20 protein-coding genes are annotated in these 20050 nt (G+C 42.3%); 14 read left to right on the forward strand and 6 right to left on the reverse strand.

The window, feature by feature from the left end:
• Window positions 1-608 precede the first annotated feature (608 nt).
• Window positions 609-1250: a type I restriction endonuclease subunit R gene (locus tag V7L31_RS22635; RefSeq protein WP_334698344.1), complete on the reverse strand. Its 642-nt coding sequence runs from the start codon at window positions 1248-1250 to the stop codon at window positions 609-611.
• Window positions 1251-1524: 274 nt separating this feature from the next.
• Complete coding sequence (locus tag V7L31_RS22640; RefSeq protein ID WP_193947828.1) at window positions 1525-1746, reverse strand: DUF433 domain-containing protein; 222 nt, start codon at window positions 1744-1746, stop codon at window positions 1525-1527.
• A gap of 160 nt (window positions 1747-1906) precedes the next feature.
• Between V7L31_RS22640 and V7L31_RS22645 the strand changes: the two genes are divergently transcribed.
• The 4 genes from V7L31_RS22645 (at window position 1907) to V7L31_RS22660 (ending at window position 3487) form a co-directional block, all read left to right on the forward strand.
• Window positions 1907-2167: a hypothetical protein gene (locus tag V7L31_RS22645; protein WP_334698345.1), complete on the forward strand. Its 261-nt coding sequence runs from the start codon at window positions 1907-1909 to the stop codon at window positions 2165-2167.
• Window positions 2167-2547, forward strand: coding sequence for a type II toxin-antitoxin system VapC family toxin (locus V7L31_RS22650; RefSeq protein ID WP_334698346.1), 381 nt, complete (start codon window positions 2167-2169; stop codon window positions 2545-2547). The genes V7L31_RS22645 and V7L31_RS22650 overlap by 1 nt, the downstream gene beginning before the upstream one ends.
• 89 nt (window positions 2548-2636) lie before the next feature.
• Window positions 2637-3023 (forward strand): SMU1112c/YaeR family gloxylase I-like metalloprotein, encoded by a 387-nt coding sequence (gene gloA2, locus V7L31_RS22655; RefSeq protein ID WP_334698347.1) that lies wholly within the window; start codon window positions 2637-2639, stop codon window positions 3021-3023.
• 50 nt (window positions 3024-3073) lie between these two features.
• Entirely contained in the window at window positions 3074-3487 is a 414-nt protein-coding gene (locus V7L31_RS22660) for a GNAT family N-acetyltransferase (RefSeq protein WP_334698348.1), read from the forward strand.
• Window positions 3488-3590: 103 nt separating this feature from the next.
• Here the strand turns inward: V7L31_RS22660 and V7L31_RS22665 are convergent, their stop codons facing one another.
• Complete coding sequence (locus tag V7L31_RS22665) at window positions 3591-4667, reverse strand: PIN/TRAM domain-containing protein (protein WP_179067375.1); 1077 nt, start codon at window positions 4665-4667, stop codon at window positions 3591-3593.
• A 404-nt stretch (window positions 4668-5071) separates the two neighbouring features.
• Between V7L31_RS22665 and hemW the strand changes: the two genes are divergently transcribed.
• The 4 genes from hemW (at window position 5072) to V7L31_RS22685 (ending at window position 9046) form a co-directional block, all read left to right on the forward strand.
• Window positions 5072-6253: a radical SAM family heme chaperone HemW gene (hemW, locus tag V7L31_RS22670; RefSeq protein ID WP_334698349.1), complete on the forward strand. Its 1182-nt coding sequence runs from the start codon at window positions 5072-5074 to the stop codon at window positions 6251-6253.
• Window positions 6254-6263: 10 nt separating this feature from the next.
• Window positions 6264-7151 carry a UTP--glucose-1-phosphate uridylyltransferase gene (locus tag V7L31_RS22675; protein WP_334698350.1) on the forward strand — a complete coding sequence of 296 codons (888 nt, stop codon included), beginning with the start codon at window positions 6264-6266 and terminating at the stop codon, window positions 7149-7151.
• A 92-nt stretch (window positions 7152-7243) separates the two neighbouring features.
• Window positions 7244-8365 carry a THUMP domain-containing class I SAM-dependent RNA methyltransferase gene (locus tag V7L31_RS22680; RefSeq protein WP_334698351.1) on the forward strand — a complete coding sequence of 374 codons (1122 nt, stop codon included), beginning with the start codon at window positions 7244-7246 and terminating at the stop codon, window positions 8363-8365.
• 414 nt (window positions 8366-8779) lie between these two features.
• Window positions 8780-9046 (forward strand): hypothetical protein, encoded by a 267-nt coding sequence (locus tag V7L31_RS22685; protein WP_334698352.1) that lies wholly within the window; start codon window positions 8780-8782, stop codon window positions 9044-9046.
• Here V7L31_RS22685 and V7L31_RS22690 read toward each other — a convergent pair.
• Entirely contained in the window at window positions 9032-9190 is a 159-nt protein-coding gene (locus V7L31_RS22690; RefSeq protein ID WP_334698353.1) for a hypothetical protein, read from the reverse strand. The genes V7L31_RS22685 and V7L31_RS22690 overlap by 15 nt on opposite strands.
• A gap of 391 nt (window positions 9191-9581) precedes the next feature.
• Here V7L31_RS22690 and V7L31_RS22695 point away from each other — a divergent pair, with 391 nt between their 5' ends.
• Complete coding sequence (locus tag V7L31_RS22695; protein WP_334698354.1) at window positions 9582-10679, forward strand: alkene reductase; 1098 nt, start codon at window positions 9582-9584, stop codon at window positions 10677-10679.
• 48 nt (window positions 10680-10727) lie between these two features.
• Here the strand turns inward: V7L31_RS22695 and V7L31_RS22700 are convergent, their stop codons facing one another.
• Complete coding sequence (locus tag V7L31_RS22700) at window positions 10728-12341, reverse strand: NAD(P)/FAD-dependent oxidoreductase (protein WP_334698355.1); 1614 nt, start codon at window positions 12339-12341, stop codon at window positions 10728-10730.
• Between the two features lie 510 nt (window positions 12342-12851).
• Between V7L31_RS22700 and V7L31_RS22705 the strand changes: the two genes are divergently transcribed.
• From V7L31_RS22705 to V7L31_RS22715, 3 genes are all read left to right on the forward strand, one after another.
• On the forward strand, window positions 12852-13670 hold the full coding sequence (locus V7L31_RS22705) for a basic amino acid ABC transporter substrate-binding protein (RefSeq protein ID WP_334698356.1): 819 nt from the start codon (window positions 12852-12854) through the stop codon (window positions 13668-13670).
• 302 nt (window positions 13671-13972) lie between these two features.
• Window positions 13973-15970: a serine/threonine phosphatase gene (locus tag V7L31_RS22710; protein ID WP_334698357.1), complete on the forward strand. Its 1998-nt coding sequence runs from the start codon at window positions 13973-13975 to the stop codon at window positions 15968-15970.
• Between the two features lie 138 nt (window positions 15971-16108).
• Complete coding sequence (locus V7L31_RS22715) at window positions 16109-17392, forward strand: protein kinase domain-containing protein (protein WP_334698358.1); 1284 nt, start codon at window positions 16109-16111, stop codon at window positions 17390-17392.
• A 48-nt stretch (window positions 17393-17440) separates the two neighbouring features.
• Here V7L31_RS22715 and V7L31_RS22720 read toward each other — a convergent pair whose 3' ends face one another.
• Window positions 17441-17659, reverse strand: a complete 219-nt coding sequence (locus V7L31_RS22720) for a DUF4327 family protein (RefSeq protein WP_012407469.1) — start codon at window positions 17657-17659, stop codon at window positions 17441-17443.
• Window positions 17660-18543: 884 nt separating this feature from the next.
• Here V7L31_RS22720 and V7L31_RS22725 point away from each other — a divergent pair.
• Window positions 18544-18933, forward strand: coding sequence for a tetratricopeptide repeat protein (locus V7L31_RS22725; protein WP_334698359.1), 390 nt, complete (start codon window positions 18544-18546; stop codon window positions 18931-18933).
• 136 nt (window positions 18934-19069) lie between these two features.
• Window positions 19070-20050 carry a hypothetical protein gene (locus V7L31_RS22730; RefSeq protein ID WP_334698360.1) on the forward strand — a complete coding sequence of 327 codons (981 nt, stop codon included), beginning with the start codon at window positions 19070-19072 and terminating at the stop codon, window positions 20048-20050.

Below are 20050 nucleotides of genomic sequence, written 5' to 3' on the forward strand. Positions count from 1 at the left end.
CAAATGCTCTCAATGCAGTAACTAAAAAAGACATTATTGGCTGGTTCACTCACTGCTGTTACTATATTGCACCCAACTGAGAACCGCTATAGTTAGAGAATACCTGTGTTTTTTCATTTGCGGAGTTAGTTAAATCGGTAATACTTGTGTTGTTTATAAAATTGGACAGCTTATGTTAATGAGAGACGATTGTACTCCAAGCAAAATTTTATAGCAAGGAACAGGAAATAAGGCTTTTGCCCCTAAAATAGAAAAAATCCGACAACGAGCGATCGCTTCTCTGAGTTGCATTTAAGGCTCAAGCTGACACTTTTCAAACAACCTCTTAGAGTTGGCTTGTTGGATTAGCTGAGAAAGCTCTTGGTTGTCGCGTATATTTGCTTCTAGCATATAATTTGCCATTTTGAAGTCAGTTATAATTCTATGTTACGCGATCGCCTATTTCCTTGTTCTTAAGTTATCAGCAAAACCTCTAGCAGTTACATAATTGAAGCGATCGCCCAAAAATCACGACTCACAGGAATAGCGATCGCATACCGCAAAGCCTTTAGCAGATAGATAATTGAGGCGATCGCCTAAAAATTACGACTCATAGGAATAGCGATCGCCTAACTCCTCAAATCGCCAATATAAGCCCCAATTTGTTTAAGTCCCTGCAAAACTTGGATACGTTCTGATGTATTTTCAAGTAACCGATAAGTATGCGATCGAGTATATTGAGGGACATTTTGGTGGCGATCGCATTTCAAAAACAATACTTCTCTTCCGTTTGTAACCATTGCATAACAACTTGACTGTAAGTTGGGAGCGCTCAACAAATAAGTAAGTGCTTGGGGAATTCCCGCCGTAACGTCTAGTCTTGCAGGCTTTGACTCGATTACCAAAATCCAAAAACTATCTTGAATCACCAAAATATCAATCCTGCCTTGAACTGCAATAGCATTAGCTTCGTCTACAACTTCGATATTGGTACTTACTTCTGCTTTTACCAGAAAAGGAAACTGATAGAAATCTGCTAAATCTAGCAATGGTGATATAACTACAAGCTTAACAATTTCTTCGAGAGGTGGTTCTTCTTGACTGAGATAGGTATAGTTTTGAGTGAGGCGATCTAGTCCTTGTAGTTCCGCTTCGGTTAGAGTCGGCGCATTATTTAACCATTCATCAAAAAAGCGATCGCTAGAGTCTAGTCTCAAGCCAAAAGTTTGACGGAGAGCGCCAAGGGTAAGGCTACTAGCATTTGTAATCACGGTTAAATTCTTGTAGTAATTACATGAAGTTTAAAAGTCTAGACATTTGATCTAGGCTCCAATACCTAATATACGATATATATAAGAGCAAAAGAGCGATCACCTAGAAATCACGACTCACAGGAATAGCGATCGCTTTTAAAAGATAGATTGTTGAGGCGAACGCCTAAAAATCACGACTCACAGGAATAGTGATCGCCTTCAGGAGATAGATTGTTGATGCGATCGCATACCGCAAAGCCTTTAGCAGATAGATAATTGAGGCGATCGCCTATCACGACTCACAGGAATAGCGATCGCTCAAGTAGGACGATGCAAAAATTAAGGCTTGCTGAATATCTTCATCTTCTAATTCGGGAAACTCCTGAAGCAATTCTTCACGATTAGGGTAGGTAGCTAATAACTCAATCACCCGACGAACGGTAAGCCGAAGATTACGAATAGAGGGTTGTCCATTCATGCGATTGAGATTGCTGGTAATGCGATCTAATTTCATGGAAGTAACTCTAGCTCCTTGCGAAAATCATCGTCAATGTATATTGTTTCATGCCAAGTTGATAAAAGACGATTCTACTCCAAGCAAAATTTTATAGCAGGGAACAGGAAATAAGGCTTGTGCCACTAAAATAGAAAAATCATTCACGAGCGTTGTACTTATGGGTAATGAAGTTGAACTACTTGAACACTGGCGAGAACTCACACCCCAAAAGCAACAAAAAGTTTTGGAGTTTGTTGAACTACTTAAATCTGAGCCAGAAACAACACCCACCGAATCTGATTTTGTGCCACAAACACCCTTAGCCAAAAAATTATGGTCGATCCGACAACGAGCGATCGCTGCTGGATTGCAACTTCTCAACGAAGACGAAATTGAACTTGAACTTGCTGCACGTCGCGGTGGATTCCGTGAGTCGTAATGAAGACGTACATAGACTCTGGTGTACTGATCAGCGCTTTCTGTGGCATTCAGTCAGTCAGCATCAGAGCGAATCAAATTCTTAACGATGAAAATCTGGAGTTTGCCTCAAGTCGCTTCGTTCAGTTAGAAGTCTTGCCTAAAGCAACTTTTAACAAGCAACAAGACGAAGCAGAATTTTACGAAACATTTTTTAGTGCTGTCATGCACTGGCCAACTGACTTAGAGCAAATTATACAGAATGCTTCTGAAATTGCCTGTACTTATGGTTTAGCTGCGATGGATGCACTTCATGTGGCCGCTGCTCTGCAAATTAAAGCTGATCAACTGATCACCACTGAAAAGCCAACCAAACCAATGCACCGAGTAACGGAAATCTAGATTATTTCAATATAAAGCTTATTAAATATAAAGTTTTAAGAAAGCCATAAGCTTTTTTAATTGCCACGCCAATATATTGAGAATTACACATGAAAACCACTGGTATTCATCATGTAGCTATTATTTGTTCTGACTACGATCGCTCCAAAAAATTTTATGTCGAAACTTTAGGCTTTTCGATTATTCAAGAAACTTTTCGCGCTGAGAGAAATTCTTATAAATTAGATTTACGAGTTGCAGAAAATGCTCAAATAGAGTTATTCTCTTTCCCAAATCCTCCGCAAAGATTTAGTAATCCAGAGGCTTGTGGTTTAAGACATCTTGCTTTTAAAGTTGATAATATAGAGGAAACTGTTTTTTACTTAAACTCGCAAGGTGTAGAAACAGAGAATATCAGAATTGACGAAATTACAGGTAAAAAATTTACTTTTTTTAAAGATCCAGATAATTTGCCGTTAGAGATTTATGAAAATTAGGCTTCAATATGTTAATCAGGAGATATAGACTATCTGATACCAAGGCAATCATGAAACTGTTCTACGATACAATTCATGAAATCAATATTTACGATTACACTCAAGAACAAGTCAATACTTGGGCACCTGAAAATATGGATTATGAAGTTTGGTACAAAAGATTACAAGCCAAGCTTCCCTACATTGCTGACAATAATGGTGAGATAGTTAGGTTTGCAGAATTAGAACCAGATGGTCATATTGATTGTTTTTATTGCCATAGCAAATACCAAAGAAAGGGTATTGGCTCAAAACTCTTAAGTCATATAGAAGATACTGCAAAATTAGAAGGAATTAAACGGCTATATACAGAAGCGAGTATTACTGCGAAGCCATTTTTTGAAAACAAGGGATTTAGCATAGTAAGGGAACAACAAGTAGAACTGCGGGGAGTTTGGTTTCAAAACTATGTAATGGAAAAATAACAGTATTTACAGATAACTGAGTCTGATGAATCCAAATAAATAATCGGTGCAGTCAACCTGCACCGATTGGACAATTTATATTTAATTGCACCGGATATTTACCTCACGCCAATGCTGAAGCTTGGGGTTTGGCAAAAATCATTCTTCCTGCTGTGGTTTGCAAAGCACTGGTAACTACTACTCGCAGTTCACCACCCACATAATTGCTGCCTTCTTCAACGACTACCATTGTGCCGTCGTCTAAGTAGCCGATACCTTGACTTGGTTCTTTGCCTTCCTTGAGGATTTTTAAATCCAGGTTGTCACCAGGTAAATAACTAGGACGCACGGCGTTCACTAAATCATTTACGTTCAAAACTGGTACTTTCTGAACACTGGCGACTTTAGATAAGTTGTAGTCGTTGGTTAGCAGTGTACCGCTGATTTCTTGGGCGAAGCGCACCAACTTGGCATCTACTGTGGGAATATCGTCGTAGTCAACTCCATTAATCAGGATGCGATCGGGGTAATCTTCTTTAATGCGATTGAGAATTTCTAGTCCTCGTCTTCCTCGCACCCGTTTTTGATCTTTGCTAGCATCGGCTACTTGTTGGAGTTCTTGCAAGACAAACTGCGGTACGAGAATTTGTCCTTCTAAAAACCCAGTTTCTAGTAAGGCTTCAATACGACCATCAATAATACAGCTAGTATCTAAAACTTTGGTATTGGCTGGTTTTAGCGTTCCTTCCACTACCATCGATTCGACGGTGTTGGGATTAATGAACCGCAATAAGCCCCGCCCGTGGGTGTCTGCTAAATTCATACCAGTGACGGAGAGAATAATACTGCCGACAACTGCCACCAATGGCTTAATAAATCCAAAATCCGCCGGGATGGGTAGTAAAAATAGTGGGGCTAGCATGAGGTTAGCTAACAATAGCCCAATCACTAAGCCGATCGCACGCGTTAAAATTACTTCTAGAGGCATTTCTTTGACTTGTGCCTCCAAGCGACGATATGTCGTTTGGAAACTCAGCCCGATCGCACCACCAATAATAGCGGCAAAGACGGCAACAACTAAGCGTAAAGCTTCTAGATTCGTTACCTGATCTAGCGCCCCATTGGGTAGTAGTTCAATGCTGTAGAACCCTATTCCCGACGCTGCGAGGATAAATGAGAAAATGATAATTGCGTCAAGCATGGTTGTCTTGTTTTCCTACAACTGTGTTCACCGATCCAGTTAAGTATTTTTTATTGTATCGGTAAGATAGACTAATGAATATTGACTTACACTAAGGGTTTAGGCTGACAATATCTGCAATTATTATAACTAAAGGCTCTTATCTTAATATTTTTCATTGTTTCTTTGTAAAACGACAAAAATTTGTAAATAAACTACTCATTTTTTAAGAATTCAGAATTCAGAATCCAGAAGTCAGAATTAAGAAGACTTTGATACCCAAGCTTAATAAGTTTAATAAAATCAAGAAGTTATTGCACGCTTGATTTTGGGATTATTCTGGCTCCTGGATATTGGCTCCTGAATTGTTACCTCATTTTTATTGTCTCTAATTTGCAGTTGGGTTAACTCCAAACTTTCTCAAAATGAGTCAAAATTTTAGTATTTCTGGAATTGTGAGTTCTGCTTATCTGCACATTCCTTTTTGCAGACGGCGGTGCTTTTATTGTGATTTCCCGGTGTCAGTTGTGGGCGATCGCTTGCGGGGCGAAACATCTGGTACTATCTCCCAATATGTTGAGGTGCTATGTCAAGAAATTGCCATGACACCAGCATTTGGTCAACCCCTGAAGACAATTTTCTTCGGTGGTGGTACTCCTTCACTGCTATCAACAGAGCAGCTACAACGTATACTGAGAGAGCTACAAAAGCATTTTGGGATTGCAACTGGTGCAGAGATTTCTATGGAAATTGACCCAGCCACCTTTGATTTAGCCCATATAGCAGGCTATCACAGTGCAGGCGTAAATCGGGTAAGTTTGGGTGTACAAGCCTTTCAAGAAGAATTATTGCAGAAGGCGGGGCGATCGCACTCAGTTGAAGATATTTTTGCAGCTGTGGAACTGATTCACCAAGTCGAGATTCCCATATTTAGCTTAGACTTAATTTCTGGGTTGCCGCATCAGTCTTTGGATCAATGGCAGGATTCTCTCTTAAAAGCAGTGGCGATCGCACCCACTCACATTTCCATCTACGACCTCACCATTGAGCCAGGTACAGCCTTTGGTCGTTACTACAAACCAGGTGATACACCTTTGCCTACGGATGAAGCCACAGTCAAAATGTACCAGATGGGGCAGCAGGTTTTAACTAGCGCAGGTTATGAGCATTATGAAATTTCTAATTATGCTCAACCTGGTTATCAGTGTCGGCATAATCGAGTTTATTGGGAAAATCGCCCTTATTACGGCTTTGGTATGGGTGCGGCGAGTTATGTTGAGGGCAAACGCTTCACTCGTCCGCGCAAAACGAAGGAGTATTACCAGTGGGTGCAAGCTGGCGGTGCGATTGATTGTGATGTGACTCCCCCAAAGGAAGTATTGTTAGAAACGTTAATGTTGGGGTTGCGTTTAGCGGAGGGTGTGAGTTTGGCAGCGTTGGCGGAGGCGTTTGGCGAAGAGAAGGTGGAGGAAATTTGCCAGTGTTTGCAAGAATATTTTGAGAATGGTTGGGTAGAAATTGCAGAGGGAAGGTTGCGTTTGATTGATCCCCAAGGCTTTTTGTTTTCTAATGTGGTGTTGGCGGAATTGTTTGAAAAGTTGGGGTGACGATGCATTTATGCAAAAAAATAAAGTTAGAAAAGCTGTGATTCCGGTAGCTGGTTTCGGTACTCGTTTGTTTCCAGCTACCAAGGTTGTGAAAAAAGAACTTTTCCCGATTATCGATCGAGATGGTAGGGCAAAACCTGTGATTCTCGCAATTATTGAAGAGGCAATTAGTGCTGGAATTGCAGAAGTAGGGATTGTGGTGCAGCCAGATGACAAAGAAATCTTTGAAGATTTATTGAAAAACCCACCTAAAAAAGAACTTTTAGATAAACTTTCACCGCAAAATCAAGAATATAGCCGATATCTTGAAGATTTAGGTAGCAGAATTACCATTTTATTACAAAAGGAACAATTGGGCTATGGCCATGCGGTATTTTGTGCCAAAGATTGGGTGCAAAATGAGCCATTTTTACTCATGCTGGGCGACCATATTTATGCATCTGATATTGAAAAATCTTGTGCTAGTCAAGTTTTAGATGTTTACGAACAAGTTAATCAAAACGTTATTGGCTTAACTACAATGCCAGCAGAAATTATTCATAAAGCTGGATGTGTAACAGGAATTTGGCAAGAGTTAAACTCGATTTTGTCGGTTACACAACTCTATGAAAAGCCTAGTATCGAGTATGCACGAGAAAATCTGAGTGTAGAGGGAATGGCAGAAAATCATTTTTTAGGTATATTTGGCTTATATTTACTGACGCCGAAAATTTTTGATTTTCTAGCAGAACATATCAATCAAAATTTCCGAGAACGAGGTGAATTTCAGTTAACATCGTGTCTGGAAAGATTGCGTCAGGAAGAAGGAATGACAGGATATGTTGTTAAAGGAAAGTGTTTTGATACAGGCTTGCCAGATGCTTATCGCCAAACAATGATTGATTATAGAAATTTCTAGTATTAGGCGAATAAAATTCGCAACTACACAAGCAAAGTCCAACTCCGTGGACTAAAAGAATTTGAGTTACTAATAGCCATTAATTACGAATTATGAATTATTTTGCAACGGTTGCTCGCGGATTAGAAACCCTGGCGGCTCAGGAGTTAGAGCAACTGGGTGCCCATTCCGTAGAGCCAGGATTTTGTGGTGTAGCTTTTGAGGGCGATCGCACTTTACTTTATCGCGTCAACCTCTGGGCTAGACTGCCGTTCCGCATTTTGGTGCATATCCATGAGTTTCCATGCCTTGATGCTAAGGATCTCTATCGCGGCATTCAGGCTATCGATTGGCAAAACTATCTCACGCCAGACATGACGTTGGCGGTGAATGTCACGGGCAAAAACGAGCGCCTCAACCACAGCCACTTCACATCTCTACAAGTCAAAAATGCGATCGTTGACCAACAGAAAGAAAATCTGGGTGAGCGTTCAAATGTGGAACTTCATGACCCAGATGTGCGGGTCAATGTTCATATTGAACGTGATTTTTGTACCGTTAAACTCGATAGTTCTGGAAATAGTCTGCATCGCCGAGGCTACCGTCCTGCGGTTGGAGTAGCCCCTCTTAAGGAATCTCTAGCTGCTGCCCTCATTCAGCTTTCGGGTTGGCAGCCAAACCAGATGTTTTACGATCCTCTCTGTGGATCTGGCACTTTACCACTAGAAGCTAGCTTAAAGGCACTTAACATCGCACCAGGGCTATTTCGTGAATCCTTTGGATTTGAAAATTGGCTCGATTTTGATTTGTCCCTTTTAGAAAAACTGCTCCAAGAAGCTAAGAACAGCCAAATAGATACCCTACCTGCGCCTATTTGGGGAAGCGATCGCGATGAAAATATAATTGAGCAAGCGATTAACAATGCTGAAAACTGCGGCGTTGATAACCATGTATGGTTTTCTCAAATGGAACTTGCTGATGTTGTCGCCCCCGCAGATAGTGGGATTTTATTCTGCAATCCGCCTTATGGTGAACGGCTGGGACGAGATAGTGATTTAGGGGCGTTCTATAAACTTTTGGGCGATGTGCTGAAACAACGTTTCAAAGGCTGGACTGCGTTTGTGCTGAGTGGCAACAAGGAACTGTCTCAATCCATTGGACTAAAATCATCCCAGCGAATTGCCGTGTACAACGGAACGTTGCCTTGTCAGTTAATGAAATATGAACTGTATTAAGGGACTTCCAAGATATAAATTACCCAATATTGTGGGGTGGGCGTCTCGCCCGCCCAGTTTATATGGCGGGCAAGATGCCCACCCCACAAGAAGTAGTTATGAACTGGGCTTTAGACCCTGCAACTTTAGTTTCAATTGATACTCCAAACCTCCTGCCTTCTGCCTCCTAACTCCTGCCTTTTTTGTCATTAGTCATTAGCACCAATGACTAATGGCATTGGGTATCTTACTATAGGCTCAATCTGAGACTGTGAGATTTATAACACTCTTTAAGAAATTTAACTTTAGCGAAAAAAAGCTTCAAAGCTTCTCTGAGCTTATATTTTGGCATCTAGCATAAAATTATTTCTAAAAAGGTGACAGTATAATCGGTGACTGACAACCTGCAATTTATTTATAGCTAAGGGGCTATTTATGTCAGACCAATTCACGTTTACCGTTACCAATGATACCGAACAAGCAATTACAGAGTTATGGGTATCTGTCGATGACGAAGAGTGGGCTTCATTTACCTTGAGCGATTCAGGGATTCCATCGGGTGAAACAGTAACAATTGCTTGGGCTGAATATACGAATGATTCGCCTTGTGAATGGTACATATCTGCTGTATTTGAAGATGAATCAGAAAGTGAGTCAGCCGTATTTAACTTCTGTGAAGAACCAGCTTTAACGTTCGGCTAAATTCCCCAGTGCGATCGCCACCGGAAAGGGCGTGTACGCCATCGCACTTGATGCATGATTGCATATTGACTCTAGCCCTAAAAGCAAAAGCCCTGCCTCGAAAATATCTAGGTGGGGCTTGATATTAAATATTGATATTGGCAATACCAGTTGAAGAAGAATCCAGAATTCAGAATCCAGAATTCAGAATTCAGAATTCAGAATTCAGAATCAAGACGCTCGTGACGCTCGTTCGCCCTTGGCTGTAATGCTCTATTTGTCGTCATTAAGAATAAAGATTATATGCAAGCTTTTCATATAATAAATAGTGATGCAGCAAGGCGATCTGTAGAGGCAATTGATCAGAGCTATTTGTCAGCGTTTCAGATTCAGTTACCCTGAAGTTATCTGTAGGGCAGTATTATTGATGGTTGTCGGTGGAGCGTAGTTTACCGCCGCAGGTAGAGGCCCTCTATGAGACGCTACGCATAGCTTGCTTCTCTGTAAGAGTACGTGGACTCGCTATCGCCCTGATTCTAGAAGAGGAAAAATGCCAATGCCAGAAAAATCAGGACTGTTCGCGCCAGTTAGACTAGGTTCGCTTGACCTTCCCAACCGCATCATCATGTCTCCGATGTCCCGTCTCCGGGCAACTACTGAGTGTGTACCTACCCCCCCAATGGTCGAATACTACACCCAGCGAGCTTCGGCGGGACTCATTATTACGGAAGGGACGCATCCAAGTCCAATGGGGCGAGGTTACACAACCTGTCCTGGGTTGCACAACCAGGAGCAGGTTGCAGGCTGGCGAAAAGTTACAGATGCAGTTCATGCTGCTGGAGGTCGGATATTTGTGCAACTGATGCACGCTGGACGGGTGTCGCACTCCTCCCTATTACCTAACCATGTCCGACCGATCGCACCTTCGGCTATCCCGGTGGTGTCCGAAGAAGTTCACGTTTGGGATGGCAAAGTCCCTTTCGAGATACCCCGTCCGTTGGAGTTGGACGAAATACCCGAAATAGTAGAAGAGTACCGCAGAGCGGCAGAACTCTCTATTGAAGCAGGTTTTGATGGTGTGGAACTTCATGCAGCAACAGGATATCTACCCAACCAGTTCCAAGTCAGTAGCTCCAACAAACGCACAGATGCCTATGGTGGCACATTGGAAAATCGAACTCGCTTCACGCTCGAAGTAGTCAATGCTCTGTGTAGCGTCCGGGGAGCGGAGAGGATTGGGGTCAAGATTGCCCCCGGCTTCACAGTCAATGACACATTTGATGACGATCCTGCCGAAACTTACACTTATGTAGCAAAAGCACTCAGTCCATTGGGTTTGGCATACTTGCACGTGGGGTATGACCGAGGTTACGCCAGAGGAACTGCACCGAAGTTTAACCCTATCGATCTCCTACGTTCCGTTTACCAAGGAACACTGATAGCTGTGGGTGGGTTTGATCGACAACGAGGTGATGAAGCAATTACAAGCAGGCGGGCTGATGCCATAGTTTTCGGGCGACTGTTCATCTCTAACCCTGACTTAGTGGAGCGGCTACGGCTCAATGCCCCCCTGAGCAAAGGTGATGTCAGAACGTTCTATGGTGGTAGCGAACATGGCTACACAGACTATCAAACTCTGTCGCAAGTCCATTGAGTGGCATCACAACGCCCATGCGAGTTGTGTTGCAAAAACTTTTTAAATTTAAACTACGCAATTCTGCAAAATACTTAAAGCTACCGCCTCCGCTACCTTAATGCCATCGATACCAGCTGAGAGGATTCCCCCTGCGTATCCCGCGCCTTCACCAGCTGGGTAAAGACCGACTGTATTTAAACTCTGATAATCCTCTTTGCGTTTAATCCGAATCGGTGATGACGTGCGGGTTTCCACTCCAGTCAACACGGCATCATCCATTGCAAAACCTTTAATTTGTTTGTCAAAAGCGGGAAGGGCTTCGCGGATGGCGGCGATCGCATAATCTGGTAAACTTTCACTCAGATCGCCCAAATGTACCCCCGGTGTATAAGACGGTTTAACAGTGCCCAATGTTGTCGAGGGGCGATGGTTGAGAAAGTCACCCACCAACTGCCCTGGAGCTTCATAAGTTCCACCGCCCAACTCAAAAGCCTGTTCTTCCAAGCGCCGTTGAAAGTCAATCCCTGCTAAGGCATTTCCCGGATAATCTTCGGGAGTGATGCCCACAACGATCGCACTATTGGCATTACGCTCATTGCGAGAGTATTGGCTCATCCCATTGGTGACAAGTCGCCCCGGTTCTGATGCGGCTGCAACTACCAATCCCCCCGGACACATACAAAAACTATAGACGGAACGGCCATTTTGACAGTGGTGAACTAGTTTGTAATCGGCAGCACCTAAAAGCTTATGACCAGCTTGAGCGCCGAAACGACATTTGTCGATGAGAGTCTGGGGATGTTCGACCCGAAAGCCGATGGAAAAAGGCTTCGGCTCGATGTAAACTCCGCGTTCAAATAGCATTTGGAAGGTATCACGGGCGCTGTGCCCTACTGCGAGAACTACATAATCGCTGGCGATATATTCCCCACTGGCGAGGGTGACTCCCCGCACTTGTCCATTTTCGATGTTGATATCTTCCACCCGGCTTTCAAAGCGAATTTCGCCGCCAAGGGATTCGATTTTGGCGCGCATACTTTGGACGATTCCCACCAGTTTGAATGTGCCGATATGCGGTTTGTTGATGTAGAGAATTTCTGGTGAGGCTCCCGCATTGACGAGTTCGGTTAGTACTTTGCGCCCATAGTGCTGAGGATCTTTAACCTGACTGTAGAGTTTGCCATCAGAAAATGTACCCGCCCCGCCTTCGCCAAATTGGGCATTAGATTCGGGGTTGAAGTCTGATTTTTTTTTCCAAAAGCCAAAAGTATCAACGGTGCGATCGCGAACTTTTTTGCCACGTTCTAAAATGATCGGACGGAACCCCATTTGTGCCAACATCAAACCTGCAAACAAGCCACAAGGCCCAGTACCAATAACGATGGGGCGAATTTTCAAATTGCTCGATGCTTTTGCCACTGGGCGATAACTCATGTCTGGCGTAACCATCACATGAGGATCTTTTTTCAGGCGCTTGAGTAGATGAGTTTCCTGAGTCGTTTCTACATCAAGAATATAAACAAGAGCGATCTCTCCTTTCTTACGGGCATCGTAGCTACGCTTGAAGATCGAATAGCCAATCAAATCTTCGTCCGTGATTTGCAGCTTTTTGAGGATGGCAGTCTTAATCTCATCTTCAGGATGATCGAGCGGGAGCTTTACTTCAGTTAGTCGTAACATAGCGAGGAGAAATTCATACTGTCTATGAAAATCTTAACAAGAGAGGCAGGAGGCAGGACGAATAGTGCCTTCTGTCGAAACCTTACATAAACACTGACTTTTCACCTCATGGAAAAACCCACGAAAAACCTAATCCCCCTCCCAGGGCAAACGCATCTTATTTACTCATAAAAACTAAAAAGGATTCCTTAAATATCTAAATAACTAGTTTTATACAATGGTCAAGCAAAACTCAGCTTTTTACTTGACCAAAAGTTCAGATAAACTGTATCCGCCACTATACTTTACCCGGATTTCTCACGCATAGTGTAGGCTTCAGGGGAAGAGGAGTGTGGGGGGTAAGACTTCTTCCCCATCCTCCCACACCTCCTACACCCCTTGGATTTCTCACAAGTGAGATAATGCAAAACGGTTCCCTTACCGATAGCGGGGCGTTTAACCCGTGCTGAGTGCGGAATTTTACTTCTTTACTCAGAACTCGGAACTGTTTTGCCCAATCACAAATGACAAATGACTAAAGCTAAATTGAAATGGCAGCAGCTAATTCTGAGCTTAGGCTGTTTGCTACTGTTCATTGCCTGTAACAATTCTTATCCAACTACAAATCCAGGAGTTCAAGTCCTGAAGGTGGCAACAGATCCCACCTTTATCCCCTTTGAAATCCAGACGGCTAGCGGGAACTTAGAAGGTTTTGATATTGATTTGATGAATGCCTTGGCGCAGCCTGCCGCAGGTATCGCTAAAGTAGCAGGTTTCGCAGTCCAGTTTGAAAGTCTGCCCTTTGATGGCATGATATCGGCCTTGCAAGCTAAAAGAGTCGATGCTGCAATTAGCGGAATTACGATTACCACTGAACGCCTGAAAACAATTGCTTTTTCACGACCTTATTTTAAAGCCGGACTAGCGATCGCTGTACGCGAAGACAACCAAAATATTAAAGACTTCAACAGTCTCAAAGGCAAAAAAATTGCTGTCCAAATTGGTTCTACTGGGGCAGATTTTGCCAAAACTATCCCCAACGCCAAAATTAGCACTTTTAATTCTGGCCCAGAATTTTTCCAAGACTTGCTCAATGGCAACGTAGATGCCGTGGTTAGCGATGCTTTCGCTACTTTGTATGCGATTAAAAATGGCAAACTCAAAGGCATCAGAGTTGTTGCCGACCTTCTCACTGAAGAATACTACGGGATTGCTACACCTAAAGACTCTCCCCATTTGGATGCAATTAACAAACGTATAGCGACTTTGTTATCCAATGGTACTTATAAGCAAATTTATCAAAAATGGTTTAACGCGGAACCTCCACAATTGCCAGATTCTTGGCGATAGGGCACTGAAAAAAGGCAGAGGGGCAGAGGGGCAGAGGTGCAGAGGGGAAAGACTTACTTACTACAACTTCTCCCCTGCTCCCTTGCTCCCCTGCTCCCTGCTCCCCTGCTCTCTCATCTTCCCCATCTATAAGGAATTAGCTGCCAATATATGAAATATTTATCTAATATGCGTCACAATTAATACTGCCACCAAAATTTATTGATAAACTACAATTTACTGTAGTCAGGGACAGCCAATTGTGGCACCTTGGATCTTAGTGGCTAGAAGCACCTTGGAACGGGAATAAAGGAACTTCCACTATGCTGATTTGCCCTCAGTGTAAATTTGAAAACCCCAATAGCAACAAATTCTGTCAAAACTGTGGCACGTCCCTGACTCACAAGGTCTGTCCTGAATGCAGTACTGATGATGTACCTGTGAATGCGCTACGTTGTCATAACTGTGACACGGAATGTGGAACAGTGTTTTGGGCAATTATTGCTGCTAAGAAAACGACTGACGAAGCTTTGGGAGTAGAAGGGGATGTGGGGGATGTGGAAGATATAGGAGATGAGGGAGAAATATCTTCTTTATCTCCTCTATCCTCTAGTTCTCAGATTGCATTAGGCTCCTATTTAGACTCTCAAGAGCGCTATCAATTGTTAGATCCGCTACCTACCCAAACTGAAACTGACACTATTACTGATGTTGGTGTGAGAGTTCTAGACTGCCAACCGTATCAAATATCACCAATTGAGGCAATACTAGGAGATCAGCAATCAGATTTGCTAACGCCATCAGCACAAGCAAGTGGAATTCCTCACCTTGTCCAACTTTATATTGCATTACAATCCCAAGGTGAGCCGGGGATACCGCCGATTCACGATGCCTGGCAACAGGATGATATACAGGTAGTAATAATCGAAGATCGCTCGAATTGGCAGTATTTACTTGACCTGTGGCAACAAGAAACAACAAGTTCGTTAAAAATTTTACACTGGTGTTATGAAATGACCCAACTATGGGCAGCATTGGAACCAGTAAATTGTCGTCAAAGCCTTTTAGAATTATCGAATTTGCGATTGGATGAAGACCAAACGCTGGCGCTACAAAGGTTGTATGTGGAATCATCCAATTCCCAACCCGCTACGGAGTCGCCAGAAGATGCCCAAGTCCAAACATCTGCCATTCCAGAGGAACCGTTAGCTATCCAAGCTTTGGGACGAGTTTGGCAAGCACTATTTAGACAGTCTCAAAGGACTCAATTTGGCTCTGTAGTCCAGATGTTGGGGGATTTAGATGCAGGCAAGATTGAGACGATCGCACAATTGCGATCGCGTTTGGAGGAAATCTCTATTGAAATAGAAGCACTAGGAAATGCACCTTTGCCCCCAATAAAGGAGAAAGATACTGCTGTGCCCACTATCCCACAATCAGATGAGCCAGAAGATATCATTAGCAAAATTGATGATTTGCCAACTGTTGTGCTGGCGATGCAGCTAAGTAGCTTAGAAGATGCAGGACGTACAGATGTAGGGCGTCAACGTCATCATAACGAAGATTACTTTGGCATTGAAACCAAAATTCACAAGCTGGAGTTTCCCAAAAGTCGGGTTTTAGAAGGGCATGGTTTGTATATTCTCTGTGATGGTATGGGTGGACACGCTGGCGGCGAGATAGCCAGCGAGTTAGCAGTCAACACCCTACGGCAATACTTTCAAGAACACTGGATTACCAACCAACTGCCAACAGAAGATAGCATTCGTGAGGCAGTGTATTTAGCTAACGAGGCGATTTACAAGCTCAACCAACAAGATGCCCGTTCTGGAGTTGGGCGTATGGGTACAACTTTAGTAATGCTCTTAATTCAAGATACTCAAGCAGCAGTTGCTCACGTAGGAGATAGCCGTCTCTATCGCGTGACGCGCAAGCAGGGATTGGAACAAATCACAGTAGATCACGAAGTTGGCCAACGGGAAATTACGCGCGGAGTAGAAGCAAGCATAGCTTACGCCCGTCCAGATGCCTACCAACTCACCCAAGCCTTGGGGCCTCGTGATGAAAACTCGATTAGTCCTGATGTCGGCTTTTTCGACATCAATGAAGATACTCTTCTGCTATTAGCATCGGACGGTCTATCAGATAATGATTTACTAGAAACCCACTGGCAGACTCACTTAGAACCCTTACTTAGTTCTGGCGCCAACTTAGAACGGGGTGTTACAGACTTAATTGAATTGGCAAACCAATACAATGGTCATGACAACATTACTGGTATACTAATTCGGGCAAAAGTACGCCCAAATTTGGAAAGTTGAAAATTAAGGGGCTGGAGACTGGGAATTGGGAACTAGGGACTGGGAACTAGGAAATAATTTTTCTACTCTCCAAACCCTAATCACCAATCCCTAATCCCCAATCCCTAATCCCTAATCCATTTACTTGTAGGTTGTATTGTGGTTAGTCTGACACTGTTAGAACCGCAACAGAAAACGCCTCTCCAGCAGTGGTGCTTTGAGAACTCCTCCATAATTCGGATTGGTCGAGCGGCAGATAATCACGTCGTTTTAACTGATAGTTTAGTTTCGCGGCATCATCTAGAACTTAGACAAGTTGGTTCCCCTAACAATGGCGGTACTTGGCAGCTGATTAGTCAAGGTACAAATGGGACTTTTCTCAACGGTATCCTTGTAATTCAAAGTCCATTACCAGATAATTCCCTTTTGCAACTGGCCCAGGGAGGCCCAATACTGCAATTCCAAATTCAGGATCTCACAGTACTGGAAACTGGTGTGCGATCGCAACAAATACAAGGGACAGAAGAAAACGCCGCCGAGACACTTTACTCAGCAAAAAATCCGGCAAATTTATCCTACACTTGCACGCACGAAGGCAACTCACCAAATAATTTATTTTGTATTCACTGCGGTCAACCTCTCTCAGTGCAACAAAAGATTCGCCATTATCAGGTGTTGCAAACTCTCGGACAAGGAGGGATGGGTACTACTTATCTGGCTTGGGATGCGGCTGGTCTGATTGCGGGTACACCAAAACTGCTGGTGTTGAAGCAAATGAATGCTGATATGGCCAGAATTGCCAAAGCTCAAGAGTTATTTGAGCGAGAGGCGTACACTCTCAAATCCCTTAACCATCCGGGAATTCCCAAGTATTACGATTTCTTTGTAGAAGACGGAAAAAAATACTTGGCAATGGAGCTAATCCACGGACAAGATTTAGAGAAACGTGTCTATACCACTGGGCCAGTGACACCAAACCAAGCGATCACCTGGATGATCCAAACCTGCGATATTTTAGAATATCTTCATAGCCAAGAGCCTCCACTGATTCACCGCGACATTAAACCCGCCAACTTAATGGTGCGAGGTTCGATAAATCGCATAGTGGTACTAGATTTTGGCGCAGTTAAGGAAATTGGTACAGCGCCCGGTACTCGAATTGGTGCAGAAGGCTACTGCGCTCCTGAACAAGAACGAGGACAACCTTTAACTCAATCTGATTTGTATGCAGTTGGACCAACGCTGATTTTTTTGCTCACAGGCGAAAACCCATTCAAGTATTACCGCCAGCGGGGGCGAAACTTCAGGTTTGATGTGGCAAAAGTTCCCACCATTAGCTCCCAATTAAGAGATGTGATTGATCGCGTTACAGAACCATTGCCACGCGATCGCTATCAAACGGCAAAAGAATTAGCTGCGGCGTTAGCTGCCTGCAAAGTTTAGAGAGTGGGCAGTAAGGGAGTAATGAATATTAAAAAAAATTACTATTCCCTATTCCTCATCCCAAGTTTCTACAGCTAGCAATTCGCTAACTGGGTCTTGCATACTAAAGCCAAAGTCAAGCAGTTCTTGTTTCCAGTGCTGCCATTCATTACCATAGAGCAAAGCGATTTTCCAGATGCTATCGCTTGGCTTGATAATATTCGATTCTATGAGTGATTGCACGTTGCGCTGCAATTTCACCATTGGGTGAATCACTTGCTGAGTCATAACCTCGATTGAATTCTGATTTTGTTGGTAAATGCTTAATTAAAACTGCTTCCCATTCTGCAATTGTTGCCGGCCCGTAGAGTAGTGTAATTTTGGCAAAGCCAGTCTTAACTTTCTAACTATACCATAACAAACTCCACTAAGTTACTGGTAAATTCGGTTTTGTACGGTAATTACCACCACAAAACTCCAATTTCACCAAGCAGTCCTTGAACTTTTTACAGAAACTAGACAAAGGTTTAGCAGGATGAGTTGAGGGATAAAGAGGGTAAGGGATGTTTCTGTTTTCCTTTTCTTTTTCCTCTTTACCCTTACCTTTTTCCACAAGAGTGCAACACTACCTTTCGTAAGATATCTATTGTGAACGCTGGCCAAAATAATTAGTCGTCTGGGAAGTTGCACTAAGTAGTATGACTAAGGACGACTGGGAAAATTTTATTTGTTTGAATCACAAAAAATATGTGTGCTTGTTGAACGACCCATCAGACACGGGCTAGTTTGAAAATTTTTGACTGTCAGGGAAATTTGCAATGGAGTAGAGATTTCTACTGTTTCTTTAAACGTTATTTAGAATATCGCAAACATCTGGACATTAGGCAGAATCATCGCAAATCTTCATATAATTTTAATGTTTTGCTCAGAGAATAAGACCTGTAGGGTTTTACTTTGAAGTATGAAGGCAATGCCTACGGCGGTAAACGACGCATGGCAAAATTGTCGTTACAGCATGGATTACCATAAAGTTCTCTCGTCGTCAAAGTCAGCATTTGAATTTTGTGTAAAAAATTTCTAGCCAAGATGTTAGTTTATGTTGAGCAAGTGGGTATCCTCAGAACGGGAGGCTTGCTGATACCTCAGTATTTACCACAGCAAGCATGTGAGGCATGGCTGGTTCAGATGAAGAATACCTAATTTCCCGCAAAAAGCAGATTCAGCGGCGACAAAAGATTGTCACGATAGTGTCGATGTTCTCGTTTTTTGGTTCTACAGCGTTTGCAATCATTCCAGCAATCCAACATGCTAATCAAACTCAGCCAATAACCGCGTCTATTTCTCCTGAGTCTGTATTACAGCAACAGGTGCGGGGTTACGAGTTGGTTTTACAACGGGAACCAGAAAACCAACTTGCTTTAGAGAAACTGTCTTTGCTGCGGTTGCAATTGAAGGATGCTAAAGGTGCGATGGAACCTTTGGAGAAGCTGGTGAAGTTGCACCCCGAAAGGCAAGATTATAAGACTGTTTTGGCAGATGTGAAAAAGAAAATGGGGAAGTAAGGCTTTCCTTCTTCTCAAGCATTTATCGCCGCGAAAGGCTAGTAACTAAGAAGACAAGTTAACACAGCCTTAGAGGTTGAGTATGCACCAAAAACGGCTACAGTAAGTTATTTATATTTTTTAATCATAAAAAATAATGAACAGACGCTTTATTTTACCTATTGATGAGAAATATGAAATTAAGGTGAATTACTTTATCGATAGCGTAGCAAATCATATTTTTAATACTTCTGATTTTTTTTATATCCATCAAACTGAGCGAGCTTTCTATTTTCAATTATGTAAAAAGAATTCTGAGATAGTATTGGGTACAATACATTTTACAGAAGTTGCCTCTGACTTATTCAAAAGTCCAACAAAAGGAACATTTGGAGGATTTGTAATCCAAGAAAATATCGATTTCAATGTTTATGAGCAGTTCATTAGAACTGTTGATGATTATTTATGGTCTATAGGTGCTAAGAAAATAGAAGTTATAATGCAACCTATGTGTCATAATCCATCTTTATTTTCTCTCACCTATAATATTATGATAAGACTGGGCTATGTAGTTGAAAATCATGAGCTTAATTATAATTTAGTCGTGGATAATATATGCTTTTCGGCAAAAATTAATCATGGCAATAGAAAAAGGTTAAATAAATGTTTAAGAGAGGATTTTACAGCCAAAGAACTTGATTATTCAGTTTACGATCAAGCTTATTCTGTTATCTTAGAAAATAGGATAAGGCGAGGATTCATATTTTCAATGAAGTATGAACAAATTTTGCGAATGGTTTCTACGTTTCCCGATAAAATGAAATTCTTTGGTGTATTTCATAAAGATATAATTGTATGTAGTAGTATATGTGTGGTAATTAATCCTTTTATACTTTATGTTTATGCTTGGGGTGATATAGATAATATGCAAAATTATAGCCCAATAACACTTCTAGCTAATTATATATATGAATATGCTCAGAAAAAAGCTTTTAAACTCCTTGATCTTGGTACATCAACTATTTTAGGAGAACCCAATATTGGCTTGATGCAATTCAAAAAAAATTTAGGATGTCAAGAGTCTCTTAAATTATCTTTCTCAAAATATTCAAAGATAATGATTACAAATAATAAATAA

This window comes from Nostoc sp. (assembly GCF_036916655.1).
Classification (GTDB): Bacteria; Cyanobacteriota; Cyanobacteriia; order Cyanobacteriales; family Nostocaceae; genus Nostoc.